The organism is Bacillus sp. A015, assembly GCF_053851875.1.
In genome coordinates this window covers 14,751-37,468 of the sequence record NZ_JBSPZB010000013.1, presented here as the reverse complement: position 1 = coordinate 37,468, position 22,718 = coordinate 14,751, and the positions used below count along the sequence as shown (strand labels likewise).

Sequence of the window (22,718 nt, the reverse complement as noted above, 5' to 3'; positions counted from 1 at the left end):
CCGCTCCAGTACTCGTCCTTCCTAGACTTCAAAGGTTTTCTATCACGCTGACCAGAAGACAAAGGACTAAAATAAAGATCATTTTAGCCCTTTGTCAACAATCTGAAAATCCCTTTCCAACATGTGAAAGGGATTTTTTCTATGACTTTTTTAATACTTTTCCCCGCTGGACGATATATGAAGTAAGGGGGAATTTGAACATGAAAAAGAAAGCGTTTGCTTCAAGAAGTGTCTTTTTTCAATTAATGTCTGCTATTATCGTGATGACGATTTTAACAGGCGGATTTGTTGGAACAACGGGATATTTGCTAGCGAAAAATGTATTAATTGATGCAGGGAAAGCAGATCTAAAGCACATCGTCAGCGGAGCGATGGCCACACTTGAACAATTGAATGACCGTGTGGAGAAAAAAGAACTGACGCTTGAACAGGCGCAGGAACAAGCCCGCATTTACTTAAGCGGGCCTAAAAACGACAACGGGAAAGGATACCAATTTCAAAAATCAGATTTTATCTATAAAAATAAAGGCTATCTCGTCGCATATGGAGCGGATTATTCATCACAAGTCCATCCTGTCAACGACATTGGCGTCATCCCGGATAATACGACCAATCGTCAAAAAATGGTCGCTGGAGCCACAGCAAAAGGCGAGGGAGCCCACTATGTCACCTATATGGATAAAGACGATGCAACTGGGGAAGAAAAGCAAAAGCTGGCCTATATGAGCCAGTTCACGCCGTGGAATTGGAGTGTAGGAATTGCCGTATTCCAGGATGAATTTTATAAAGAGTTAGAGCAGATGAAGCTCTATATTATTCTGATTACAGCGGGTGTTGCTCTCCTGAGTCTTGGGGTCTTTTATTTGGCCGCGCGAGGAAAAGTCAGGCTGCTCAAGCAAGTCACCGCTGCTTCAAAAGAAATTGCGGCGGGTAATATTGAGCGCATGAACTTAAAGGAAACAACGGATGAAATCGGACAGCTGGCAACAGGCTTTAACCATATGTCTGGAGAGCTCAGAGCACTTGTGAGCGGTTTGCAGGAAACGAGCAGTCAACTCGTCGAATCAGCGACAGATTTATCCGCGATATCTGAAGAAACATCAGCCAGCAGTGAAGAAATTGGCCGAGCGATTGGAGACATATCGACTGGTACGCTTCATCAGGCATCTGATCTTGACGTAGCCAATCAACAAATGACCCAGTTCAATCAATCCATCGAAAACGTCAAAGAACAAAGCGATCAAATTAAACGAATTTCTGACCAATCGAATCAGTCATCACAGCAGGGCCAGCAAATTGTTCAGCAATTAAAACAATCAAATGAACAATCAATTCAGGCATCTCAAGGCATTAGAACAGGGATCGAGCAGTTAAGTACAAAAGTGCAGGATATCTCTCAAATCACAGATACGATTGAAAGCATTTCAAATGAGACCAATTTACTTGCACTGAATGCGAGCATTGAGGCAGCCCGCGCAGGAGAGCATGGCAAAGGCTTCTCAGTTGTGGCGAGTGAAGTGCGGAATTTAGCTGAGCAGACAAAACAATCAGCGGTTCAAATTCAGCAAATGATTCAAGGCATTAAAGAAGAAACGACTGCAACAGCCGGCATGATGTCCAACACAATGGATCGTTTTGCAGAGTTAGATGAGGCGGTACACGCAACAGAACATGAATTCAATGCCATCTCTACATCGATTTCACAAACCATTGTCGAAACAAATGCGATGACAAAAGAGCTGAACGCACTGCTGGAGCAAAACGATCTCATCACAAAAGCGATGCATGGTGCGGCACATATTTCTCAAGAAAATGCTGCTGCTATTGAAGAAATCACAGCATCTACAGACGAACAAGTGACAGCCATCTCCAATGTGGCCAAGGCAGCAGAAAGACTCAATGAGCTGAGTATGCGATTAAATCAGGATATTGCACGTTATCGTCTATAAATCATTTTGACTGCGTGTCTCGCGTAAGGTAGTATGAAGTTAATGAAACCCTGCTCACAGGATAAAAAAAGGAGTGTTCCAGTCATGAAAAAGAAAATATTGATGTTCTTGTCTTGTGGCTATGGATACTCCACTGCTGTTTTCTTCTAGAATAGAGAGACATTAGTGAAGTCTGTCTACATGATGAAGAATCTAGCAGAAAAATCATAGTGAGTGAGGGATATACATGGAAAAAATCACGAGGAAAAACCCAGAATGTATGCCGAAACCAGTGGGCAACTATAGTCATATCACAAGAGTGCCAAAGGGTGCGGGGTTATTTGTTACATCGGGTCAAGTAGGAACAGATATGGATGGGCAGATACCATCAAGCTTAAACGACCAAGTAACAAATACATTTGAAAATATTAAAAAAGTCCTTGAGTCAGAAGGATTGAATGAAGAGCATGTGATCAAGGTCAATATATGGGCAACAGAAGAAATCGACTGGGATCACCTATATCCTCAGTGGGATGCCATCTTCAAAACAGCTTACCCGTCTATGACGGTTGCTTATGTATCAGCATTAGGATGGCCTGAGCTGAAAATTGAAATTGAACTATGGTGTGCCGATATTTGATCAAAAAAAGAACAGTGCAAGCTGTTCTTTCAGCGTGTAGACAAACCCTCGCATTCGGTGTCAGTCCTGCGTGCCGGTGCTCACGAATGTCAAATTCGCTCCGCTCCATTACTCGTCCTTCCTAGACTTCAAAGGTTTTCTATCACGCTGAAAAGAAGACAAAGGGCTAAAATAAAGTTCATTTTAGCCCTTTGTCAACAATCTGAAAGAACAGTGCAAGCTGTTCTTTTTTTCATGAGTATTTATGAAACAGCTTTGATTCGCTTTGTGATCAATCCAGCGAGAAACGTAAAGACTGTATAGATGATGACCCAAATGAGAAAGGATTCATCCCCGCCAATATATGTGAACATCAGGATGACACTCGCTAACAGCACAATCAAAGTTGGCATCCAAACCTTCTTCAAAAGCAGCGTGCCGAGAATGCCAATCAGCACGGAGATAATGGGAAAGCCAAATACAATGAATAACACAAAGACAGCCATACCGCTAACTCCTTTTTATCAAGTGTTTACATCAAAACATATAAGACTGCCGCAGCCATATGCGGAAGTGCAAAGATCATAAAAAGAAAAGCCGTATCAAGACGCCACATGCGGTGCTCTTTTGTTTCAGAGTGATAGGCTGCTCGTGTTTCTTCCCCGTTTGTCCATGCACCCATTAAAAATCCAGACACAACGATCCCAATAATAGCGATCCCACCACTGACAAACCCAATCCACTCATGGTGCTGCAGAATGATAGCGGCACTGCAAATCACAATCATTGAGCAAACACCGGCGAAAAAAGCATGTTTTTTTCTCATTCCGGTTCACTCCCTTCAAAGAAGACATTAGGAGATGGCATCACATATTTCAATGAAATGACCATCAGGATCAGACACATAAGCGACGGTTTGACCCCATGGTTTTTTTGCAGGTTCTTTGATGATAGGTACCCCTTTTTCCTTCATTGACGTAATCGTTTGTTCCACATCGTCGACGACAAAGCCAATCTCAAAGGTTTGAGACGAGCTATTCGCCTCTGGAACAGGTAATCCAAGTGCATCTTTTACATCTTGGCGCGAATTAATGGATAAGGTCACTTCTCCAGTATCAAACTCAACATAGGATTCAACCCTCAGTTTGATAGGGAAACCAAGTACATGCTGATAGAAATGAATACTCGCCTCAACATCGTTTACATATAGAATGGTATATTTCATTTTCATGTGAAAAACTCCTCTCTTCATATACGTGTCAAAACCGGAAAGGTTTCCCACCTATTTTATCATACAGGAAATAAGACGCATCTAATTCCAAAAAAAACAATATTTCTAGCTGAATAGACTTGAAAAACAAAAAATGGTGACTTATGATAAAAATGTAAAATGAGAAAAAATAGGGGGATTACACATGTTGAAAAAAATCATGTTGGCTGTCTTGTCTTTAGGTCTTTTACTAAGCTTTACACAAGTCGACACCCACACAGCGGATGCAAAGACAGTCAAGTACAAAAACTGCAAAGCACTCAACAAGGTTTATAAAGGCGGAGTGGCGATCAGCAAAAATACGAAAAACAAAGGCGGCAAAACAAAGTACAAGCCTTATGCATCAAAAGCGCTTTACTTAAAAAATAAACACCTCGACCGCGATAAAGACGGTATTGCTTGTGAACGCTAAACACATGTGAAAAGACCTGTAACAAGGTCTTTTTTTCTATGGGATCAATCTCGTCCCTTTGTGCCAACATCGTCTTTATATTAAAATAAAGATAGTTTCAAAAAATGATACAAAGTGGGGTACTCAATTTGCCAACACAAGCTGATAAGAAAGACATCCGATTGATTGCCATTGATATGGATGGCACACTATTAAATAGTGAGCACGTCATTCCTGAGGAAAATAAACAAGCCATTAAAGAAGCAGAAGCGAAAGGGGTCCATGTCGTCATTAGCACAGGGCGTACGCTGATAACTTGCCGAGAGCTTGTGGAGCCGCTCAAACTCTCCTCCTATCTTGTGACAGCAAACGGAAGTGAAATTTGGGATTCAAATTTTCAGCTGATCGAACGAGATCTGCTCCATCCTGATCACGTCCAAATGATGTGGGATCTAAAAAACAGGTACGAAACCGATTATTGGGCTTCCACTGTGGATAAAGTGTGGAGAGGTGAATTCCCGGACCGAATACATGACCATGAATGGCTAAAATTTGGCTTTGATATTCATGATGATGACGTTCGTGAGGAAGTGCTCAATACATTGAAAACAAATGAGCATCTAGAGATCACAAATTCAAGTCCAACCAATATCGAAGTCAATGCGGCAGGCATTAACAAAGCTGCGGCACTTGCAAAGGTAGCAGAACGTATTGGCTGTACAATGGACAACGTCATGTCACTTGGCGACAGCCTAAATGATATGGCCATGATTCAAGAAGCCGGATTAGGAATTGCGATGGGAAATGCGCAAGAAATCGTGAAAGAAGCCGCTGATTGGATTACGGCTCCTAATACAGAACACGGTGTAGCAAAAGCTATACAACATTGGGTGCTATCTAAATAAAAAGGCGAGAGGACATCCCCTCTCGCTTTTTTGCTTTCTCCTAGTTCTATTGTTATGTTTTCTGACAATTTCATGTGCAGTCTCTCCAAAGTTGGTATAATCAATATAAATTCGAATATTCGGACTTGTGATTCCGTATTTCGGAACATTAAGGAGGGGTCCTATGTATCAAGTGGATATCAACTGTGATTTGGGAGAAAGCTTTGGTCAATACACAATCGGTGCAGACGAACAAATTCTTGAATATGTTACCTCAGCCAACATTGCTTGCGGTTTTCATGCAGGAGATCCAACGGTAATGAGAAAGACGGTCAGAATGGCGCTAGATAAAGGGGTTCAAATCGGTGCGCATCCAGGTTTGCAAGATTTAGTCGGCTTTGGCAGACGTCCAATGGCCATCTCGGCAGAGGAAGCCTATGATCTCGTCATTTATCAAATTGGCGCTCTATCAGCCTTTCTAAAAGCAGAAGGCGGCAAGCTGCAGCATGTCAAACCACACGGTGCTCTCTACAACATGGCGGCTAAAAATACTGAATTATCTGAATCAATTGCGAAGGCTGTATATGATGTTGATCCGAACCTTGTGTTATTTGGTCTGTCTGGCAGTGAACTCGCGTTAGCAGGTGAAAAAATAGGTCTTCAAGTGGCACATGAAGTCTTTTCTGATCGGACGTATCAAATTGATGGGACACTAACGTCCCGCCGCGAACCACATGCACTCATTGAAAAGGATGAGCTGGCGGTCGAGCAGGTCGTTCGTATGGTACGAGAAGGAAAGGTTCGGACAGTTCAAGGGGAAGATATTCAGCTCAAAGCAGATACGGTTTGCATTCACGGAGACGGCAGCCATGCGCTTCAATTTGCAAAAACCATTACAGCGAAGCTAAAAGAAGCCAATATTCACATCGGGGCCTTTCGATAAAAAACGACATCAAAGGGGGAAACAGCATGAAAACAGAGAAAATCAAAAACATGAAGGCGCCAAAGGGAAACCGGTCTATGCTGATGGGCGCAGCCTTCTTAATGGCTACGTCCGCCATCGGACCGGGATTTTTAACACAAACAACCGTGTTTACACAGCAGCTTGCAGCTAGCTTTGGATTTGTCATTTTGATCTCCATTCTGTTAGATATTTTTGCACAAACAAATGTATGGCGCATCATTGCCGTCTCAGAAAAACGAGGGCAGGATATTGCAAATATGGTTCTGCCGGGTCTCGGTTATGTGCTAGCCTTTTTGATTGTCATTGGTGGTCTCGCCTTTAACATCGGAAATATCGCCGGTGCTGGTCTCGGTTTTCAGGTCATTTTCGGTGTCGATCCGCGAATCGGAGCAGGGGTCAGTGCTGTCATTGCTATTCTGCTTTTCGTGATCAAAGAGGCTGGAAAAGCGATGGACCGTTTCACACAGATAGCCGGCTTTGTCATGATTGCTCTTATGCTGTATGTGGCCATTTCAACCGCTCCACCAGTTGGAGAAGCAGCAGTGAGAACATTTGTCCCAGAGAAAATTGATATTTTGTCGATTGTGACACTTGTGGGCGGAACAGTAGGCGGCTATATCGTCTTTGCTGGTGGTCACCGCCTGCTGGATGCTGGTATTAAGGGAAAGGATGCACTGCCGCAAGTGACGAAAAGCTCCATTTTCGGTATCTTGATTACATCTGTGATGCGTGTTGCTTTATTTTTAGCGGTTCTGGGAGTTGTCTCAAAAGGCTTACAGATTGATCCATCGAACCCGCCTGCTTCAGTTTTTCAACTAGCATCTGGAAATATCGGGTATAAAATGTTCGGGATTATTATGTGGGCTGCGGCGATTACTTCGGTCATTGGAGCGGCATACACATCTGTCTCCTTTTTTAAAACCTTCTCGCCAAAAATTGAGCAAAATCAACGCGGCATTATCATCGGATTTATTGCCCTCTCGACCATCTGTTTTATTACGATCGGAAGACCTGTGAACATATTGATTTTGGTTGGGGCGATAAATGCAATGATTTTGCCGCTGGCACTTGGAACATTGCTTATTGCGGCCTATAAAAAAGAGATTGTCGGTGATTATCGTCATCCATTCTTTTTGACAGTGTCAGGTGCGTTTGTTGTCGTCATCATGGCTATTATGAGCGGGTATACAATCATGAATGAAATCCCGAGATTATGGAGCTGATTCAGATGAATGCATATCAAACTTGTGAGCCTTCACAGTTTAGGGAATTGATTCGCAAAAAGGAGATCACAGGACCAACAGCAGGCTTTGCAGAGGGATTTGCTCAAGCCAATTTAATGATTGTCAAAAAAGAACTTGCCTTTGATTTTCTTTTATTTTGTCAGCGGAATCCGGCTGCATGCCCCTTGATTGATGTGCTGGAGCCAGGTGATCCAGTGCCAAGGCGGTCAGCGCCTCAAGCGGATATTCGAACGGATTTTCCAAAGTACCGTATTTACCGAAAAGGGATTCTTCAGCAAGAGGTGACAGATATCTCCTTTTATTGGGAGGATGATATGGTTGCCTTTCTCATCGGATGCAGTTTTACGTTTGAGCACGCGCTCATGCTGAATGATATCCCTGTACGTCATATTGAAGACGGTCATAACGTGCCGATGTATGAAACGAATCTTTCCTGTGAACAGGCAGGGGTGTTCCATGGCCCGATGGTTGTCAGCATGAGACCCATTCCGGCGCATCAAGTCACAAGAAGTGTTCAAGTGACGTCTAGATTTCCTTCAGTACATGGCGGTCCCATCCATATAGGTGACCCTGCTGTAATTGGAATCGCAGATGTGGATAAACCAGACTTTGGAGAACCGTCTGTTATGAAAGAAGGAGAAGTCCCGGTGTTTTGGGCATGCGGTGTGACGCCGCAAGCCATTGTCATGCACACAAAACCAGACATTGCGATCACTCATGCACCCGGTCATATGTTCATCACAGACCGAAGAGATCAGCAGCTCGGAGTGCTGTAGAAAGAGAGGTGTCCTCAAGTGGCGTTTTCAACGATAAAAGATTCTATCACCTTCCACCCGCTAGGAGATGCAGCGATCGTCATTCAAGCTGGCGCCGACATACGTGAAGAGATTCATGAGCGTGTTGAGCAGCTGTTCGCATGTATTGAACAGCATCCATTTGACGGATATGTTGAAGCCGTTCAGGCCTTTACAAACGTGACGGTTTTTTACGAACCATATACCGTTCATCAATCTGCTCATCTTGATCCACATGGCATGTCTCCATATGAATGGGTCAAAGCCTATATCCAAAAACTTCTTGAAGACAAATGGCAGGAGGGGTTTCACGCAAAGAGCCGCATCGTCGATATTCCTGTTTGTTACGGAGGAGCGCTTGGTCCTGATTTAGAAGAAGTCGCCCGCATCAATGGGTTGACACCTGAAGAAGTGGTGCGTATTCACACAGCAGGGACGTATCTTGTCTATATGATTGGATTTGCCCCGGGGTTTCCGTTTTTAGGCGGGCTTTCTGAAAAGATCGCAGCTCCGCGCAGGGAAACACCGAGAATGTCTATTCCGAAAGGGTCTGTGGGCATTGCGGGGAAGCAGACAGGCGTTTATCCGATTTCCACCCCAGGAGGCTGGCAGCTTATTGGACAAACCCCGCTGTCATTGTTTCGGCCGGATGATGAGATACCAAGTCTACTGAAGGCAGGGGATGAGGTCAGATTTGTCCAAATGTCTGAAAAGGAATTTTTCAGCATGAAGGAGGCAGAACGTTGAGTATTCATGTCATCAAGCCGGGGATGTTCACAACCATTCAGGATAAGGGGCGAAAAGGCTATCAGAAGTATGGCGTCTTAACGAGCGGCGGCATGGATCCGCTCTCACTCAGAATCGCCAACATCCTCACCGGAAACCAAGAAAATGAAGCCGTGCTGGAAATGACTTTGATGGGGCCAGGTCCTGTGTTTACGTGTCAGAAGGATCAGCTGATTGCAGTCACTGGCGCTGATGTGGAGATCGATATTGATGGAGAGCCAGCACCTTTATGGAAGCCGCTTTTTATTCGAGCAGGAAGCACCATCACCTTTGGGCCTTGTAAGAGAGGCTGCCGTTCCTATCTTGCTGTGGCAGGTGGATTCGACGTCGAGCCAGTCATGCAGAGCAAAAGTACCTATGTGAGAGCGGGGATAGGCGGACTGAAAGGGCGCACGCTAGAAAAAGGAGACATCCTGACCATTGGAGAGCCCTCTTCAGTAGCAGCGAGCCTGTTTCACATGCTAAAAAGCAAAGAGAAACAAGCGAGATATAGCGCCCCTGATTGGACAGTGAGCCATGCTCATTTCTTACCGCTGCGGAAATCACCAGTGATTCGGGTGTTGGCAGGCCGACATCTCTCTTATTTTCAGGAAGAATCTCAAACAGCCTTTTTTGAACAGCCCTACCAGGTCACGCCCCAATCAGATCGCATGGGATGCAGATTGAAAGGGGAACCCATTCGCTTAAAGCAAAAGCTTGAATTGATTTCAGAAGCTGTTGCCTTTGGCTCTGTTCAAATCCCTCCTGACGGCCAGCCAATTATACTGCTGGCAGATCGCCAAACAACAGGCGGATACCCGAGAATTGGAGAAGTGGCAACAGTAGATCTACCGCTCATTGCGCAGGCGATGCCTGGTGCGAACCTGTATTTTGAGCAAATCGACCATCATGAAGCAGAACAGGCACTATTCAAGCAAGAAGCGGAAATAAGAGAACTGACCGCAAGAATAAAGCTGGAAGCATTTTCGTTTTAGAAAAGGTGAGGAACATGCAAAACACAAATAAAACCGTTGTGAAATCAATGGAGATTTTGCGGCTTTTTATCACACACGAACAATTAACGTTAAATGAGATGATTGAGCTAGCCCAAATGCCAAAAACATCTGTACACCGAATGGCGAGCTCATTAGCGGATATGGGGTTATTAGAAAAGCATGATTCAGGTGTTTACCGGTTAGGATTGATGTTCCTTGAATATGGTCAGCTTGTAGCCGACCGCCTCGATATCCGGAAGATTGCGAGGCCTTTTATGGAAAGCTTACGAGATGAAGTGGGAGAAGCCGTACAGCTCATTATTCGTGAAGGAGACGAAGCCATTTACGTTGAAAAAATCGAAGGTACGCAGCCTGTACGGCTCTACACCGCTGTCGGCAGGCGATCTCCACTATATGCAGGAGCCTGTGCGAGAAGTATTCTCTCCTTTTTGCCAGAGAAAGAGAGACTGGCCTATATTGACTCGATCGAGCTAGGGAAAATCGGAATTGGAACCATCACAGATAAAGAAGTCCTGCGAAACATACTAGAAGAATCAAATAAACGAGGCTATACGTTAAGCTATTCAGAGCTTGAAAACTATACAGCTGCTATTGGAGCGCCTATTTTCAATCATCTCGGAGAAGTGGCCGCAGGCATTAGCATTGCAGGGTTTGAAGCAGGATATCAAAAGGAACGCCTGCCTTACTTAATTGAGCAGGTCAAAAAAGCCGCCAGCGGTATTTCGAGAGAACTAGGTTTTTCATCTAAACAAATAAAAAGCCAATGACCGTCAAGATCATTGGCTTTTTCTGTATAATTGATTAGAAAGTTTTTCCTAAAGCTTTTGCGCGTTCAATGGCATCTGCTTTAATTTGTTCTGCTTTCGCAGGCTCAGCATTGTGACCTTCAACAATAAGACCTTCGAAAGAAGGAATTCCGAAGAAGCTCGCAATTGTTCCAAGGTAACGGTGACCTGCTTCAAGCTCAGCTGCAGGACCTTCAGAGTAGTATCCGCCACGTGCTTGGATGTGTAGCGCTTTTTTGTCTGTTAATAAACCAACAGGACCTTGCTCTGTGTATTTGAATGTTTTACCAGCTACAGCAACAGAGTCGATGTATGCTTTAAGAACTGGTGGGAATGAGAAGTTCCAAAGTGGTGAAACAAATACATATTTGTCAGCAGAAACGAATTGATCGCTTAATTCGTTTAGGCGAGCAACTTTCGCTTGCTCCTCAGCTGAAAGTGTATCGAAGCCAGCACCAGATTGTAGCTTGCCCCAGCCAGCGAATACATCTGCGTCAATGTGAGGAATGTTTTCTTTGTACAAATCAATATGTACAATCTCGTCACTTGGGTTTGCTTCCTTATAAGATTCGATAAATGCTTTAGCAGTAGCCATACTGTAAGAAACTGTTTCATCATGCGGATGTGCAGTGATGTATAAAACTTTTGCCATAATTCATTCAATCCTTTCTGTTTCAGTGATTTTTTTTAGCGTATCCCAAAGATACACTGAATATGTGGCATCTTTAATCATATTGGAATGCTATGAAAAAGATGTAACAAGCACAGTTACATAAAAACTGATATTTTCATTGTAATCACAATGTAGTTTGAAGTCAAGGTATAAAGTCTCGAAATCAAGATAAAAAGTTTGTAAATTTTTCTGGAACGCATTGGAACACGAATTAAGTATAAAAAGCCTATTCCTATTGAACAAAAAATCGATCGAGATCGCAAGTAAAGAGTTTGTAAAGGCGTCTCATCCTGTGGATTTGAAAAAAAGATGAATGCCCCTAAGCCACCTGCTACAAGCATCTGTTCTCATTTTTCGTATATATAAGAGAAGGCAGGAGAGAGTGAGGGATAAGAGTGGGACGATCCTATGTTGCGATTGGAGATTCCTTAACGGTGGGGGTGGGGGCGCGTTTATTTGGCGGAGGCTTTGCCGAGCGGTTTAGGGCGATGCTTGAAAAAAAGCTGCATACGCCGGTCGAGCTGTCCGTTTTTGCGAAATCAGGGTTAACGACGGAGGAAATCTTACAGCTCTTCAAGCGGTCTGATGTGAGACGTGCTATTGCAAAAGCGGACATCATCACCATTACAGGCTGCGGGAATGATCTTGTTCAAGCTGTTCAGCAGTATGAAGAAGGTGGAGATGAAAAGAAACTGCTGCAAGCGACGCTGCATTGCCAAGCGAATTTCAGCAAAATGATTCAAGAAATCGCTCAGATCAAAAGAGGGCAGAAGCAGCCCTATTGCGTGTATCTCATGAATTTATATAATCCTTTTCCGCAAATACCTATAGCTGGGCGATGGCTGCAGCAATATAACCATCATCTTCGTTTGCTTGCAGCCAATCCGCATGTAGAAGTTGTGGATGTTTACCGCGCATTTGAAGGACATGAAAGAGCTTACTTATCGATTGATCAATTCCATCCGAACCATAAAGGATATGAAGCAATGGCAGAAGCATTGTTTCAACAATCCTCTAAACAGCTGTAATCCGGTGGGATTGCAGTTTTTTCATTCTTTTAAATGAAGGGCTGTTTCGATATGATAAAAGAAACGAAGACAAAAGAGGTGTATGTATGCAAGAGATCAACGCGTATTTTCATGAAATAAACGGAACAGCTTATGAGGTGGGAAAGCAGCAGGCTGGCTGGCTTAAGGAGAACCCTTTGCTAAAGACACAATATATTCGATCAGAACCGGTGGCAAAAGAGGCTGTGAAGGAAACGAAGCAGCTGCTTCGTCCCTATCTTCCTCAGTTAGATGAAGAGATCGCGGGGTTTTGTGATGAACTGCAATTGGATGAAACCTATTTGACCTTTTACTATTCATCGCATCTTCAGCCAGGCTGCTCCCATTGCGTGATGCAGGGAAAAAAGACGACAGATCAACAAACGGTGTTGCTGCGTAACTATGACTTTTCCCCGATATTTGATGATATGCGCCTTGTGTCTACACATGTAGAAGGCTCGGCCGTTCATACAGGCTCGTCACTGCTGTTGTTTGGCAGGTCTGACGGGATGAATGAGCATGGGCTTTCTGTGACATTCTCTGCATGCGGGCCGCCAATTGGCAATGAACCCGGCTTAAAGCCTACAGCCGTTGCTGGTTTGCAAGTATATCATGTGATTCGATCTGTTTTGGAATACTGTGAAACAGTTGAGGAAGCCATTCGTTCTATACAGGAAATGCCTGTTGCCTCAAATGTGCACCTCATGCTTGCCGATCGAAAAGGAGAGGCGGCTGCAATTGAAATGATGGATGGACAAAAAGCTGTTAGAAGACCGGAGCGTGGTTATATTGCAGCAACGAATCATCCGCTTGCTGATCAAACGGTAAAAGGGATGACCAAACACCATTCTGTCGTCAGGTACGAAATGTTAATGGAGGCTTTAGAAGAACAACGATCAAGCGATTCTCTCGTCAAGCTATTTCAGACAGAATATCCAGATGGTCTGACTGTGCACAATTATGAGGAGCTGTTTGGGACGATGCGAACTGTCATGTTCCGGCCGGAGGAAGGGGCGATGGATTATTGCTTTGGCTCTCCAGTATACAACCGAACTTATTCATTAAGAGCTGGGGGCACACTGCCCTTCCGTGAACAAAAGGTTCAATTTCATCAAAAGGAGTATGGACCATCATTTTGGAAAAACGTATGACCGGGACATGGTCTTTCATTTTTGTCACAGTCAATGTGCCAAAGTCAGATGAACTAAAGATTGCATCGCTTGTTGAAAGCGTTTTATATTAAGGTGTGACAATAGACCTATTTTTGCAGAAGGAGGCATTTCATGTACATAACGGCACGAGAACAGAAGATCATCAAATACATCATTCAGCAAAATCGTTATGTCACCATTCGTGAGATAGCCGATTCTGTTCAGGTGAGTACAAGAACGATTCATAGAGGACTAAAATCGATTAAACCCATATTAAAGAATTATGATCTTTCACTAGATAAACAGCCGGGGAAAGGCTTGAAGGCAGTCGGTGAACAGGAGGATAAACAGCGGCTTCTTGCTCATATGTCAAATGAGGATCAAATTGAATATAGCTCTGACGAACGGAAACTCTTAATATTATGTGCGCTGCTTGAAGCAAAGGAACCGGTGAAATTATATACACTCGCCGCCGACTTGCAGGTCACAAATGCGACCATCAGCTACGATTTAGATGAGCTGACGGACTGGATCGCTCCTTACGGCTTGCAGCTTATTCGAAAGCGCGGGTACGGCATTGAATTAAAAGGGCCTGAGGAAGCAAAACGAAAAATTGTCGGCAATCTCATTGTTGATCGGCTCGACATTCAATTATTTTTGGAAACGATTGAAATGAATATTAAGCATCGAACGAAGGCGACGGAAAAGGTGTTTGGCGTTGTCAGCAGAGGACAGCTGCTCAAGGTAGAAAGACTGCTCTTTCATTTGAAAAATCGACTGCCTCTCTCATTGTCTGATAGTGCATATATTGCACTTGTCGTTCACTTAACGTATGCCATCGAACGCATTCAGATTGGCGAAACCATTCGCATGGAAGAAGAAGAGCTGCTTGAATTAAAGCGGACGAAAGAGTTTCAATCATCACAGCGAATCGCAAGAGCACTTGAACGAATGTTTAATGTGGAGATTCCTGAAGCAGAGGTCGGATATATGACCATCCACCTGCGCAGTGCAAATCGCAGCTTTCAGTCAGAATATCGCATTGATGAGATTGAACTGGATATAGCGCTGAGAACGAAGAAGCTCATTGATTTTATTTCAAATAAAACCGGCTACCATTTAAATGAAAATGATTCATTGTACGAGGGACTCGTGTCCCATCTTGAACCTGCCATGAACCGTTTAAAGGAAAAGATGAGAATTTATAACCCGCTCACACAACAAATCAAAAAAGATTACTTTTTGCTTTTCATGGCGATTGAAGAAGGAGTCGAGCGTTTCTTTCCGGAGATTGAATTTCCAGAGGATGAAATTGCCTTTATTGTGCTGCACTTTGGCTCAGTGCTTGAAATCAAAAAAGAAGAAACAAAGATGCATGCATTGGTCGTTTGCTCAAGCGGAATCGGCTCCTCTAAAATGCTCGCATCACGGTTGAAAAAAGAGCTGCCAGAGATCGCTAAATTCGATCTATCTTCCTTGATGGAGCTAAAGGAAATTAATGCCGCGAGCTATGACATGATTGTATCGACGGTTCCTATTCCCTATGATCATATCGATTACATCATGGTCAGTCCGCTTTTAAATGAGGATGATGCCATGCGTGTGAAGGCTCATATTAAACGAAAGATTCCTTATATGATAGAGAAAAAAAGAACGAAAGAATCTGTCAAAGAGTCCGTGCAAGAAACCGTTGATATGATGGCGGTCGCAGAGCAGGTGACGAACTATATGTCTGTGATTCGCGGCATTTTGTCCCATTTTACGATAGAAAATAAGAAGACGCTGCCGCATCATGAGGCAACAATCAGACAGCTGCTTCGTCAGATTGAAAGTGAAGGATATGTAAAACATGCGGACAATGTCGCGACCAGCTTACTTGAACGTGAACAGCAAGGCGGTTTAGGGATTCCAGGTACTGAGTTTGCTCTTTTTCACTTAAAGCATGAATTCATCAAAGAGCCTATCTTTCATATCTATGATCTTGATGAGGCATACGAGGTCAAAAGCATGGATGGCGGTCAGCAGATGATGTCACGAATGCTCATGATGCTGGCGCCGCTAGAGCTTGGCAAGGAAGGCTCTGAAATGTTTAGTCTGATCAGTTCATCCATCATTGAAAGTGAAGAAAGCATGGCGCTTTATGGACATGGTAAAAAGGAAGAGATTGAACAGAAATTAAATCAGCTTTTCTATCAATTTGTGAAAGAGGCAAAGTGGTAAGAAAAAGGCCGAGAGCTTATTCGCTTCTCGGCTTTTTTGCTGTGACACAGACAGCGAGGGTTGGACGAATTTCCTCGTACTCAACAGAAAAATGTTCAAACCCCGCAAACTGTAAGTCATTCAGTATGTTTTCACCCATCTCTTTTGTTCGATTGGTGTCAGCCCCTTTTTCTCTTGGCTGCATCACAATGACGATTTTTCCGCCCGGCTTTAAGGTGTGATAAAGATTGAGTAAGTCGGTCTTTGGGTCATCCCAAATCGTGTAATTGTTAACAGATAGCACTTTGTCATACTGCTCTCCTGGCAGACGTGTTTTCTCAATTTTCCCGACATACAGCTGGACCGGTTCGCCTTTTGATCGTTTGCTGACGCGGGACTGTGCTTGCTCCTGCATGGTCGAAGAGGCATCCAGCCCATCAATGTGAAGATCTTCATAATGCTTAAGCATATGTTTCATGCTATAGCCGGGGCCATAGCCTATCTCTAAAATATGTTCACCATCATCAAGCTCTAAATGGCGGATCGCCCACTGATTCAATGCTTTATTTTCATTTGCCATAATGAAGCCTGCGATGCTTCCAAGCCAGCCTTTTGGTCTGCTAAAGGTTTTCGAAAGGGTTGACAGCATATGAGAACGCTCCTTTTTGATGTTCATGTAACCGATTTTTCCTATGTTGAAACATGACCATCTGTTTTTCAAAGCGCATCTGTACAGCATAGGGATGTTTGAGTGGAAAAATGAAGTGGTAATGAAAGGATACATCAACAAATCAAGGAGGAGCTTACACATGGATTTACGTGAATACTTAACAAATGGCATTCCGCGTCAAACACAGGATCAGCAGCCAGGCAGTGAAAGAGAAATGAATCCTGCGCCGATCTTTGAGGATGAATCGTATCAAGGGTCTGGCAAGCTAAAAGGGAAAGTTGCGCTGATTACAGGTGGAGATAGTGGAATTGGACGTGCCGTTTCTGTTGCATATGCCAAAGAAGGAGCACATGTCGCCATTGTGTACTTAAATGAACATGAGGATGCAGAGGATACGAAAAAGCGTGTAGAGCAGGAGGGCGTCAAATGCTTAACGATTGCAGGAGATGTCGGAGACGAAGCCTTTTGCGAGGAAGCGGTAGAAAAAACGGTTGAAGCCTTTGGTCAATTAGATATATTAGTGAATAATGCGGCTGAACAGAATCCGAAAGAACGTATTCAAGATATCTCTAGTGAACAGCTTCACCAAACCTTTAGAACCAACTTCTATTCCTATTTTTATTTTACGAAGAAGGCACTTGATTACTTAAAACCGGGAAGTTCAATTATTAATACAACATCCATCAATCCATATCGAGGTAACGCAGTGCTCATCGATTATACAGCGACGAAAGGGGCCATCAACGGCTTTACTCGTTCTATGGCACAGTCGCTTGTGAAAGATGGGATTCGGGTGAACGGTGTAGCGCCTGGTCCAATTTGGACGCCGCTCATTCCATCTACATTTGACGAAGACAGTGTGGAAAGCTTCGGGGCAGAAACCCCCATGGGAAGACCAGGGCAGCCTGTAGAGCATGTCGGCTGCTATGTGCTGCTTGCTTCTGACGAATCGTCTTATATGACAGGACAAACACTTCACGTCAACGGCGGTTCCTTTATGAATACATGATCAATAGCGCCACCGCCCAGCTTTGATTGGGCGTGTGTTTAGTATTTCTTGCGATTCTTCTGCACAGATGAGACAGACCATACGATAATGCCCACAACAACTGCCGCAATGACAAGTGAACTCAAATGGAACATCGTTTCATGATGCATGTTCAACTTCTCCCTTCAATGAGCCTGTTTTCTATAGCATCAGCCAGAAGATCTCTTTTTATGAAAAACACATTTCTTTGTTTAATGAATGGATTGTCGTGGAAACCTAAGAGTACGGATGAAATTTGAAGGAGTGAAACGATATGTCACAAGAAGAATTAAAACAAAAGGTACTCAGCCTATTAGATGAACAAAAGGTTGGAACACTAGCGACCGTTGAACAGGATAAGCCGCATACCCGCTACATGACTTTTTTCCATGAAGGGCTGACATTATATACACCAACAAGCAAAGAAACACATAAAGCAGACGAAATTGAAAAAAACCCGAATGTCCATATTCTCATTGGTTATTCAGGTGAGGGTTTTGGTGACACGTATGCAGAAATCGCAGGTACCGCAACATTAACCAATGATCCAGAACTGATCGACCGCCTTTGGTCTGAGGAGATGGAGAAATGGTTTAAAGGAAAAGATGATCCGAACCTAGTGATTCTGAAGATTGATCCAACCTCCATTCGCTACATGAATGAAGGAAGCCGTACTCCAGCAGAATTATCACTTTAACACTTGCGTAAGCAGGGGGGATGTGTTATAGTTTGATATTAAGTGTTGAAATAAGCAAATAAATAAAGAAAGTAAACTTTCTTTTTTCTATGACATAATGAGAAGCAATAGAGCTTCTACTAGATAAGAACGAGACGCTGTCAAAGCGAACAAACTTATTCTTTTCCTTCTGCACCCGCCCCCTATAAAAGCGGAAGAGTGGAAAAAAGACGTTTTGATTTACAATTCACACTGGCACGGCTTCGGAGCCGTAAGGACGAATGAGAGGTAGGGCTTTCGTTGTCTTGTTATCCAGAACTTCCATGGCGTTTACTTTCAAACGTAGGTTCACTCGGAACACATATGACACACTGATATGATCGAATCTTGATTCATAAACTCCGTGACGGAGATCACACATTGATTATTTATTTGCATGAAAAGAGCAAGGAAAAGGCTGCCATCTATTTGGCAGCCTTTTTCATTGGGTTAAACAATAAAATCCCGAAACCAATCAGTCCAAGAACAGGAAAGGTGAAAGTAGAAACCAAACGCATTGCGTCCGCCTCAAAAGGCTTCGACATCAAAAATAGGCCAATGAATGCACAGGTGACAACAGTGAATAAGGCGAGCTTCATCATCACTCACTTCGCCCCTTCTTCTGATACTGCCAAATCCTCCGAATAAAAAAGAACATCACCGCAAACAAAATAGAAAAAATGAACATGTCCAAGAGTGTCACGCCTCTATTTGGGTGCACAATGCCAAACCAAACCCATTGCAGAACAAAAGAGATAGCAAAATAACTTATGGATTCTTTCATGATTTTCCCCATTTCACTTATTTTTTTGACCTTTTAGCCATAACAGCCAAATGAAGAAGGAACCGATGACACATGATAGCAAAGTGATGGGCGGCAAGGTATGCCAGCTAGTCAGCCCCTTTACAAAACACATATAAAAAAAGAAAATGGAAATGGATACAAGCACCCATTGCTTGAACCAACGAGGAACACGCAGCCAAGCCGCTAGAATGATCGATGATAGCTTACTCATTGAGATAACATCCTTTTTTTGAATCTGATTGGATTTTATCGCAAACTACCAAGTTTGTAAAATATGGAACTCGAAGGCTGGAATGGTATTCTTCTAGCAAGAAACATTCTCGCTGCACTGACGTATAAGGTAAAGGAACCTCATGAAAGGAAGCGATCAATTGAAAAGAATACCATTGATTTCAATTGCCATTCATGAACAAAAACCTGTACTGCTGGATGTGACTGTTTCAAACGGAGAGCAGTCCATCACAAAAACGGTCAGTCAATTCATCCCTGATCATATGCAGATCGCAGCAGGAACTCAAATCACGATTCAGACAAAGAAAGAAGATCTGGATAGAGAAATGTCCCTGTTACAAGAGAAACAAGGAAGTGCAAAAGTGACCAATGCTGCCTTTGCTGGGGTGATCGGCCATTTCCCGTTAGCAATTATTCAGGTGGAGAGAAATGGCATGCTGTATGAAGTGAAACAGCCAATCGATCCAATCACTAGCGTATTGCCTGGTGATGAATTATGGGTGGCGTATCACGAAATGACGCGTCAAGCAACCATTGTGAAATATGCATCGATTTAAAAAAGCGTTCCTTTACAGGAGCGCTTTTTCGATTAAGACTTTGTATCAAATTGGCGAAGCACCTTATCATAGGCGAAATTGCCGAAAGGAATGAATGCCACAAAAAAACCGGCGATGGACCATTTTAAATGCCAGCGAACTTTAAATGTCACATATGCCAAAATGAGCATATAGATCACAAACAATCCGCCATGAAGAGAGCCCACAATGGTGACTGCCATCGGAATATCCGCAAAATATTTTAGAGGCATGGCAATTAAAAGAAGGGTTAAAAGAGACATACCCTCAATAAAACCCGCCTGTCTCAGACGGCTAATACTTGTATGCATATACAAATCCTCCTGTATAAAAGCTAATTTCTCATCTTCTAATATAAACGAAAGATCGTCCGGACATGCTAAAATCTACGAAAAATTCAAAATATGTTCATGTAATGTTTAAAAAATGGGAAAAAGGAAGAGTCACTTAAACTTTGGTTGTTTCAGAGAGTACTTGCTTTAAGTGCGTCACATCATGTAATAAATGATCTGTCATCGCTTGAACGGCTTCCGTGGAACGGCGCTCTTCGATCTCAGCGAAAATGGCGGCATGCTCCCTTTGAATTGTCTCAGCACGCGTCCCGCCGCTAAAATGGAAGATGCGGCAAAAGTGAATAAGTGCATTTACGTGATTCAATTGTTTACATAAGCGGTCATTGTGACTGGATAGAATGATTTTTTGGTGAAAGGCTTCGTGTAACTGGACGATGTCTTTAGATGGCCGCTGCTGCTTGATCGCTTCGTCCGCCTGCGTGAGAACCTGCTCAATTCCATCAATCTCTTTTTGTGTGGCTTCCTTGCAAGCAAGCTGAACAGCAAGTGTTTCTAAGGCCATCCGAATTTGATAAAGTTCTTCAACATCTCTTTCCGTTAACGTATAGACAGAGTAGCCTGATTTATGATCAGCGATTAATAGCTCATCCTTTTCTAAAAGCCTCATCGCCTCTCTGACCGGCGATCGGCTCACTCCAAATTGCTTGGCAAGCTGTGTTTCATTGATGCGCTCACCTGGCTGGAATTGCCCGTCAAATATCATTTGCTTCAGCTGTTCATAAAATTGCATGTGATACGGTGTTGGTCTTTCAATCTCGAATGAATTCATCCCATCATTCCCTCTTTACTCATGATCTTTTGTCTCATGTTATCCAAGTTCCTGCCTCTAAGCAAGCCCGCATCAAAAAGTCAATATCGTACAATCGAAGAGAAAAACGGTGTGCTACACTAATGATCAGTTCAGTGAAAAGAGGGGAACGAAATGAAAACACAAGAAGAACGAACTGTGCACTTTGACCAAGACTTGCAAATAGAAGCGTATCGCTTTCATGGCATCATGCAAAAATTCCCAAATCATTTTCATACATACTATGTGATTGGATTTATTGAAAGCGGTCAAAGACGTTTAATCTGCCAAAATCAAGAATACATCATTGAAAAGGGAGATATTCTTCTTTTCAATCCATATGATAATCACGCATGTGAACAAATTGATCATAAGACGTTAGATTATCGCTGCTTAAATATTGAAGCAGACGTGATGGAGAAGATGTTGCAGCACAAGCCGCATTTTAAAGCCCCTGTGTTTTCACAAAGTGATCTGACAAAGCCGTTATATGAGCTTCATCAAATGATCACAGAAGAAGCTCCTGCTTTGAATAAACAGGAAACCTTCTATTTTTTCATGAAGCAGCTGATCGGAGCCTATGCTGATATGCCAGAGAAAAAAGCGTCAGCATCGCATACTAATGAACAGAAAGTCCAAGACGTACAGGAATATATCGAGGCGCACCTCACGGAAAATATATCGTTAGACGAATTAGGTGAGCTTGTGTCAATGAACAAATACTCACTGCTTCGAGCTTTTACAAAGTTCAGAGGGACCACGCCTTATCGTTATTTACAGACAGTCAGAGTGAACTATGCGAAGGAACTTCTCGCCCAAGGATTGAAGCCTGTAGATGCAGCTGTCTCCGCTGGATTTTCTGACCAAAGTCATTTGAGTCATTTCTTTTCAGAATTTATTGGGCTCACGCCAGGACAATATCAGCAAATCTTTGCAAAGCAGGTAACAGCTGATGAAAAATAAACAGCTGCTTGGTCATCTAGCGGCCATGTTTACCATTTTTTTATGGGGATCTACCTTTATATCAACCAAAATATTATTAACGGCTTTTTCTCCGACAGAGGTTTTATTTCTTCGTTTTTTCATTAGGTATCTTGCCCTTATGATTATCTATCCGGTGACCATGAAGGTACGCCATAAAAAGCATGAAGGGATGTTTGCGCTTGCAGGGCTGTGCGGGGTGGTCTTGTACTATTTTTTAGAAAATGTTGCACTTACTTATACGTTTGCTTCAAATGCGGGTGTCATCAGCTCGGTTGTGCCATTCTTCTCTTTTTTATTGGCTTATTTTTTGTTAAAAGATGAGCCGTTGCATATCCAATTTTTCATTGGCTTTTTCATCGCTATGATGGGGATTGTTCTGATTAGCTTTAACGGGATGACGACGTTCCAATTGAATCCACTCGGTGATGTTCTAGCATTAACTGCAGAGCGATTGACGAATCCATCGCTTGCCTTTCACTTGCTATTTTTAGGTCTTTTCGCCTCCGCGGTTTGTTTCCTGACATGGAGCTTTTCGGTGAAAACGCTGGGTGTGGTGAAATCAAGTGTGTACATTTATGGGGTTCCCATTATCACGATGGTCATTTCAATGATCGTTCTAAAAGAGAGATTGACCCTCTTGTCAGTGCTTGGAACTGCACTGACGTTAGGAGGCTTGTTTCTTTCAGATAAAAAAGACAAGGGGAAAAAGAAACAGAAAGCCCCGATGCTTTTGCAGGATAAAAAGGCGCTTTAATCAAAAAAGCGCTTTTTGTCCATTGAAAGAACATGTACTCTCTAGTAAACTCAACTTAACTAGTCGACGGTCGACCGATTATAAGGGG

General features: G+C 43.1%; 27 protein-coding genes. 19 read left to right on the top strand and 8 right to left on the bottom strand.

Features of this window, described 5'->3' with window-relative positions; translation table 11 throughout:
* The first annotated feature begins 200 nt into the window (after positions 1–200).
* Both ACSLGF_RS12170 and ACSLGF_RS12165 read left to right on the top strand, forming a co-directional pair.
* Positions 201–1,949, top strand: coding sequence for a methyl-accepting chemotaxis protein (locus ACSLGF_RS12170; RefSeq protein WP_456005760.1), 1,749 nt, complete (start codon positions 201–203; stop codon positions 1,947–1,949).
* Between the two features lie 226 nt (positions 1,950–2,175).
* Positions 2,176–2,568: a RidA family protein gene (locus ACSLGF_RS12165; RefSeq protein ID WP_456005757.1), complete on the top strand. Its 393-nt coding sequence runs from the start codon at positions 2,176–2,178 to the stop codon at positions 2,566–2,568.
* A 242-nt stretch (positions 2,569–2,810) separates the two neighbouring features.
* On the opposite strand, the gene ACSLGF_RS12160 is transcribed toward ACSLGF_RS12165, so the two are convergent.
* From ACSLGF_RS12160 to ACSLGF_RS12150, 3 genes are read right to left on the bottom strand one after another with little or no spacing between them, the layout of a single operon-like run.
* Positions 2,811–3,053, bottom strand: a complete 243-nt coding sequence (locus tag ACSLGF_RS12160; protein ID WP_456005754.1) for a DUF2651 family protein — start codon at positions 3,051–3,053, stop codon at positions 2,811–2,813.
* 26 nt (positions 3,054–3,079) lie between these two features.
* Positions 3,080–3,373, bottom strand: a complete 294-nt coding sequence (locus tag ACSLGF_RS12155; RefSeq protein ID WP_456005752.1) for a DUF5316 domain-containing protein — start codon at positions 3,371–3,373, stop codon at positions 3,080–3,082.
* Positions 3,374–3,400: 27 nt separating this feature from the next.
* Positions 3,401–3,778, bottom strand: a complete 378-nt coding sequence (locus ACSLGF_RS12150) for a VOC family protein (RefSeq protein WP_456005750.1) — start codon at positions 3,776–3,778, stop codon at positions 3,401–3,403.
* Between the two features lie 184 nt (positions 3,779–3,962).
* On the opposite strand from ACSLGF_RS12150, the gene ACSLGF_RS12145 reads away from it, so the two are divergent.
* The 8 genes from ACSLGF_RS12145 (at position 3,963) to ACSLGF_RS12110 (ending at position 10,642) form a co-directional block, all read left to right on the top strand.
* A complete protein-coding gene (locus ACSLGF_RS12145) occupies positions 3,963–4,229 on the top strand; it encodes an excalibur calcium-binding domain-containing protein (protein WP_456005747.1) in 267 nt (88 codons plus the stop codon).
* 104 nt (positions 4,230–4,333) lie between these two features.
* A complete protein-coding gene (locus ACSLGF_RS12140) occupies positions 4,334–5,113 on the top strand; it encodes a Cof-type HAD-IIB family hydrolase (protein WP_456005744.1) in 780 nt (259 codons plus the stop codon).
* Between the two features lie 163 nt (positions 5,114–5,276).
* Positions 5,277–6,035 (top strand): LamB/YcsF family protein, encoded by a 759-nt coding sequence (locus tag ACSLGF_RS12135; protein WP_456005742.1) that lies wholly within the window; start codon positions 5,277–5,279, stop codon positions 6,033–6,035.
* Positions 6,036–6,061: 26 nt separating this feature from the next.
* Positions 6,062–7,279 (top strand): NRAMP family divalent metal transporter, encoded by a 1,218-nt coding sequence (locus ACSLGF_RS12130; RefSeq protein ID WP_456005740.1) that lies wholly within the window; start codon positions 6,062–6,064, stop codon positions 7,277–7,279.
* 5 nt (positions 7,280–7,284) lie between these two features.
* A complete protein-coding gene (locus ACSLGF_RS12125) occupies positions 7,285–8,076 on the top strand; it encodes a putative hydro-lyase (protein ID WP_456005738.1) in 792 nt (263 codons plus the stop codon).
* An 18-nt stretch (positions 8,077–8,094) separates the two neighbouring features.
* Positions 8,095–8,841 (top strand): 5-oxoprolinase subunit PxpB, encoded by a 747-nt coding sequence (pxpB, locus tag ACSLGF_RS12120; RefSeq protein ID WP_456005735.1) that lies wholly within the window; start codon positions 8,095–8,097, stop codon positions 8,839–8,841.
* Entirely contained in the window at positions 8,838–9,854 is a 1,017-nt protein-coding gene (locus ACSLGF_RS12115) for a 5-oxoprolinase subunit C family protein (protein WP_456005732.1), read from the top strand. The genes pxpB and ACSLGF_RS12115 overlap by 4 nt, the downstream gene beginning before the upstream one ends.
* 14 nt (positions 9,855–9,868) lie before the next feature.
* A complete protein-coding gene (locus tag ACSLGF_RS12110) occupies positions 9,869–10,642 on the top strand; it encodes an IclR family transcriptional regulator (RefSeq protein ID WP_456005730.1) in 774 nt (257 codons plus the stop codon).
* A 34-nt stretch (positions 10,643–10,676) separates the two neighbouring features.
* Here the strand turns inward: ACSLGF_RS12110 and ACSLGF_RS12105 are convergent, their stop codons facing one another.
* The gene (locus ACSLGF_RS12105; protein WP_099726026.1) at positions 10,677–11,312 is read right to left on the bottom strand and encodes an FMN-dependent NADH-azoreductase; all 636 of its coding nucleotides are present in this window, start codon (positions 11,310–11,312) and stop codon (positions 10,677–10,679) included.
* Between the two features lie 416 nt (positions 11,313–11,728).
* On the opposite strand from ACSLGF_RS12105, the gene ACSLGF_RS12100 reads away from it, so the two are divergent.
* The 3 genes from ACSLGF_RS12100 to ACSLGF_RS12090 all read left to right on the top strand — a co-directional run bounded on the left by ACSLGF_RS12100 (position 11,729) and on the right by ACSLGF_RS12090 (position 15,750).
* The gene (locus ACSLGF_RS12100; protein ID WP_456005728.1) at positions 11,729–12,361 is read left to right on the top strand and encodes a GDSL-type esterase/lipase family protein; all 633 of its coding nucleotides are present in this window, start codon (positions 11,729–11,731) and stop codon (positions 12,359–12,361) included.
* Positions 12,362–12,447: 86 nt separating this feature from the next.
* Positions 12,448–13,530, top strand: coding sequence for a C45 family autoproteolytic acyltransferase/hydolase (locus ACSLGF_RS12095; RefSeq protein ID WP_456005726.1), 1,083 nt, complete (start codon positions 12,448–12,450; stop codon positions 13,528–13,530).
* 132 nt (positions 13,531–13,662) lie between these two features.
* Positions 13,663–15,750 carry a BglG family transcription antiterminator gene (locus tag ACSLGF_RS12090; protein ID WP_456005724.1) on the top strand — a complete coding sequence of 696 codons (2,088 nt, stop codon included), beginning with the start codon at positions 13,663–13,665 and terminating at the stop codon, positions 15,748–15,750.
* Between the two features lie 16 nt (positions 15,751–15,766).
* Here ACSLGF_RS12090 and ACSLGF_RS12085 read toward each other — a convergent pair whose 3' ends face one another.
* Positions 15,767–16,378, bottom strand: a complete 612-nt coding sequence (locus ACSLGF_RS12085) for a class I SAM-dependent methyltransferase (RefSeq protein WP_456005854.1) — start codon at positions 16,376–16,378, stop codon at positions 15,767–15,769.
* A 160-nt stretch (positions 16,379–16,538) separates the two neighbouring features.
* Here ACSLGF_RS12085 and ACSLGF_RS12080 point away from each other — a divergent pair, with 160 nt between their 5' ends.
* The 3 genes from ACSLGF_RS12080 (at position 16,539) to ACSLGF_RS12070 (ending at position 18,789) form a co-directional block, all read left to right on the top strand.
* Positions 16,539–17,408: an SDR family oxidoreductase gene (locus ACSLGF_RS12080; RefSeq protein WP_456005721.1), complete on the top strand. Its 870-nt coding sequence runs from the start codon at positions 16,539–16,541 to the stop codon at positions 17,406–17,408.
* Between the two features lie 292 nt (positions 17,409–17,700).
* On the top strand, positions 17,701–18,123 hold the full coding sequence (locus ACSLGF_RS12075; protein WP_456005719.1) for a pyridoxamine 5'-phosphate oxidase family protein: 423 nt from the start codon (positions 17,701–17,703) through the stop codon (positions 18,121–18,123).
* A gap of 399 nt (positions 18,124–18,522) precedes the next feature.
* Entirely contained in the window at positions 18,523–18,789 is a 267-nt protein-coding gene (locus tag ACSLGF_RS12070; RefSeq protein ID WP_456005717.1) for a hypothetical protein, read from the top strand.
* A 149-nt stretch (positions 18,790–18,938) separates the two neighbouring features.
* Here ACSLGF_RS12070 and ACSLGF_RS12065 read toward each other — a convergent pair whose 3' ends face one another.
* On the bottom strand, positions 18,939–19,157 hold the full coding sequence (locus tag ACSLGF_RS12065) for a hypothetical protein (RefSeq protein WP_251191103.1): 219 nt from the start codon (positions 19,155–19,157) through the stop codon (positions 18,939–18,941).
* A gap of 160 nt (positions 19,158–19,317) precedes the next feature.
* Here ACSLGF_RS12065 and ACSLGF_RS12060 point away from each other — a divergent pair, with 160 nt between their 5' ends.
* Positions 19,318–19,734, top strand: coding sequence for a hypothetical protein (locus ACSLGF_RS12060; RefSeq protein ID WP_456005715.1), 417 nt, complete (start codon positions 19,318–19,320; stop codon positions 19,732–19,734).
* Between the two features lie 32 nt (positions 19,735–19,766).
* On the opposite strand, the gene ACSLGF_RS12055 is transcribed toward ACSLGF_RS12060, so the two are convergent.
* Both ACSLGF_RS12055 and ACSLGF_RS12050 read right to left on the bottom strand, forming a co-directional pair.
* Positions 19,767–20,063: a DUF3817 domain-containing protein gene (locus tag ACSLGF_RS12055; RefSeq protein ID WP_456005713.1), complete on the bottom strand. Its 297-nt coding sequence runs from the start codon at positions 20,061–20,063 to the stop codon at positions 19,767–19,769.
* Between the two features lie 136 nt (positions 20,064–20,199).
* Complete coding sequence (locus tag ACSLGF_RS12050) at positions 20,200–20,874, bottom strand: GntR family transcriptional regulator (protein WP_456005710.1); 675 nt, start codon at positions 20,872–20,874, stop codon at positions 20,200–20,202.
* Between the two features lie 153 nt (positions 20,875–21,027).
* Between ACSLGF_RS12050 and ACSLGF_RS12045 the strand changes: the two genes are divergently transcribed.
* Positions 21,028–21,855: an AraC family ligand binding domain-containing protein gene (locus ACSLGF_RS12045; protein WP_456005708.1), complete on the top strand. Its 828-nt coding sequence runs from the start codon at positions 21,028–21,030 to the stop codon at positions 21,853–21,855.
* Entirely contained in the window at positions 21,845–22,630 is a 786-nt protein-coding gene (locus ACSLGF_RS12040) for a DMT family transporter (RefSeq protein ID WP_456005706.1), read from the top strand. Before ACSLGF_RS12045 ends, ACSLGF_RS12040 begins: the two co-directional genes overlap by 11 nt.
* Positions 22,631–22,718: the final 88 nt, after the last annotated feature.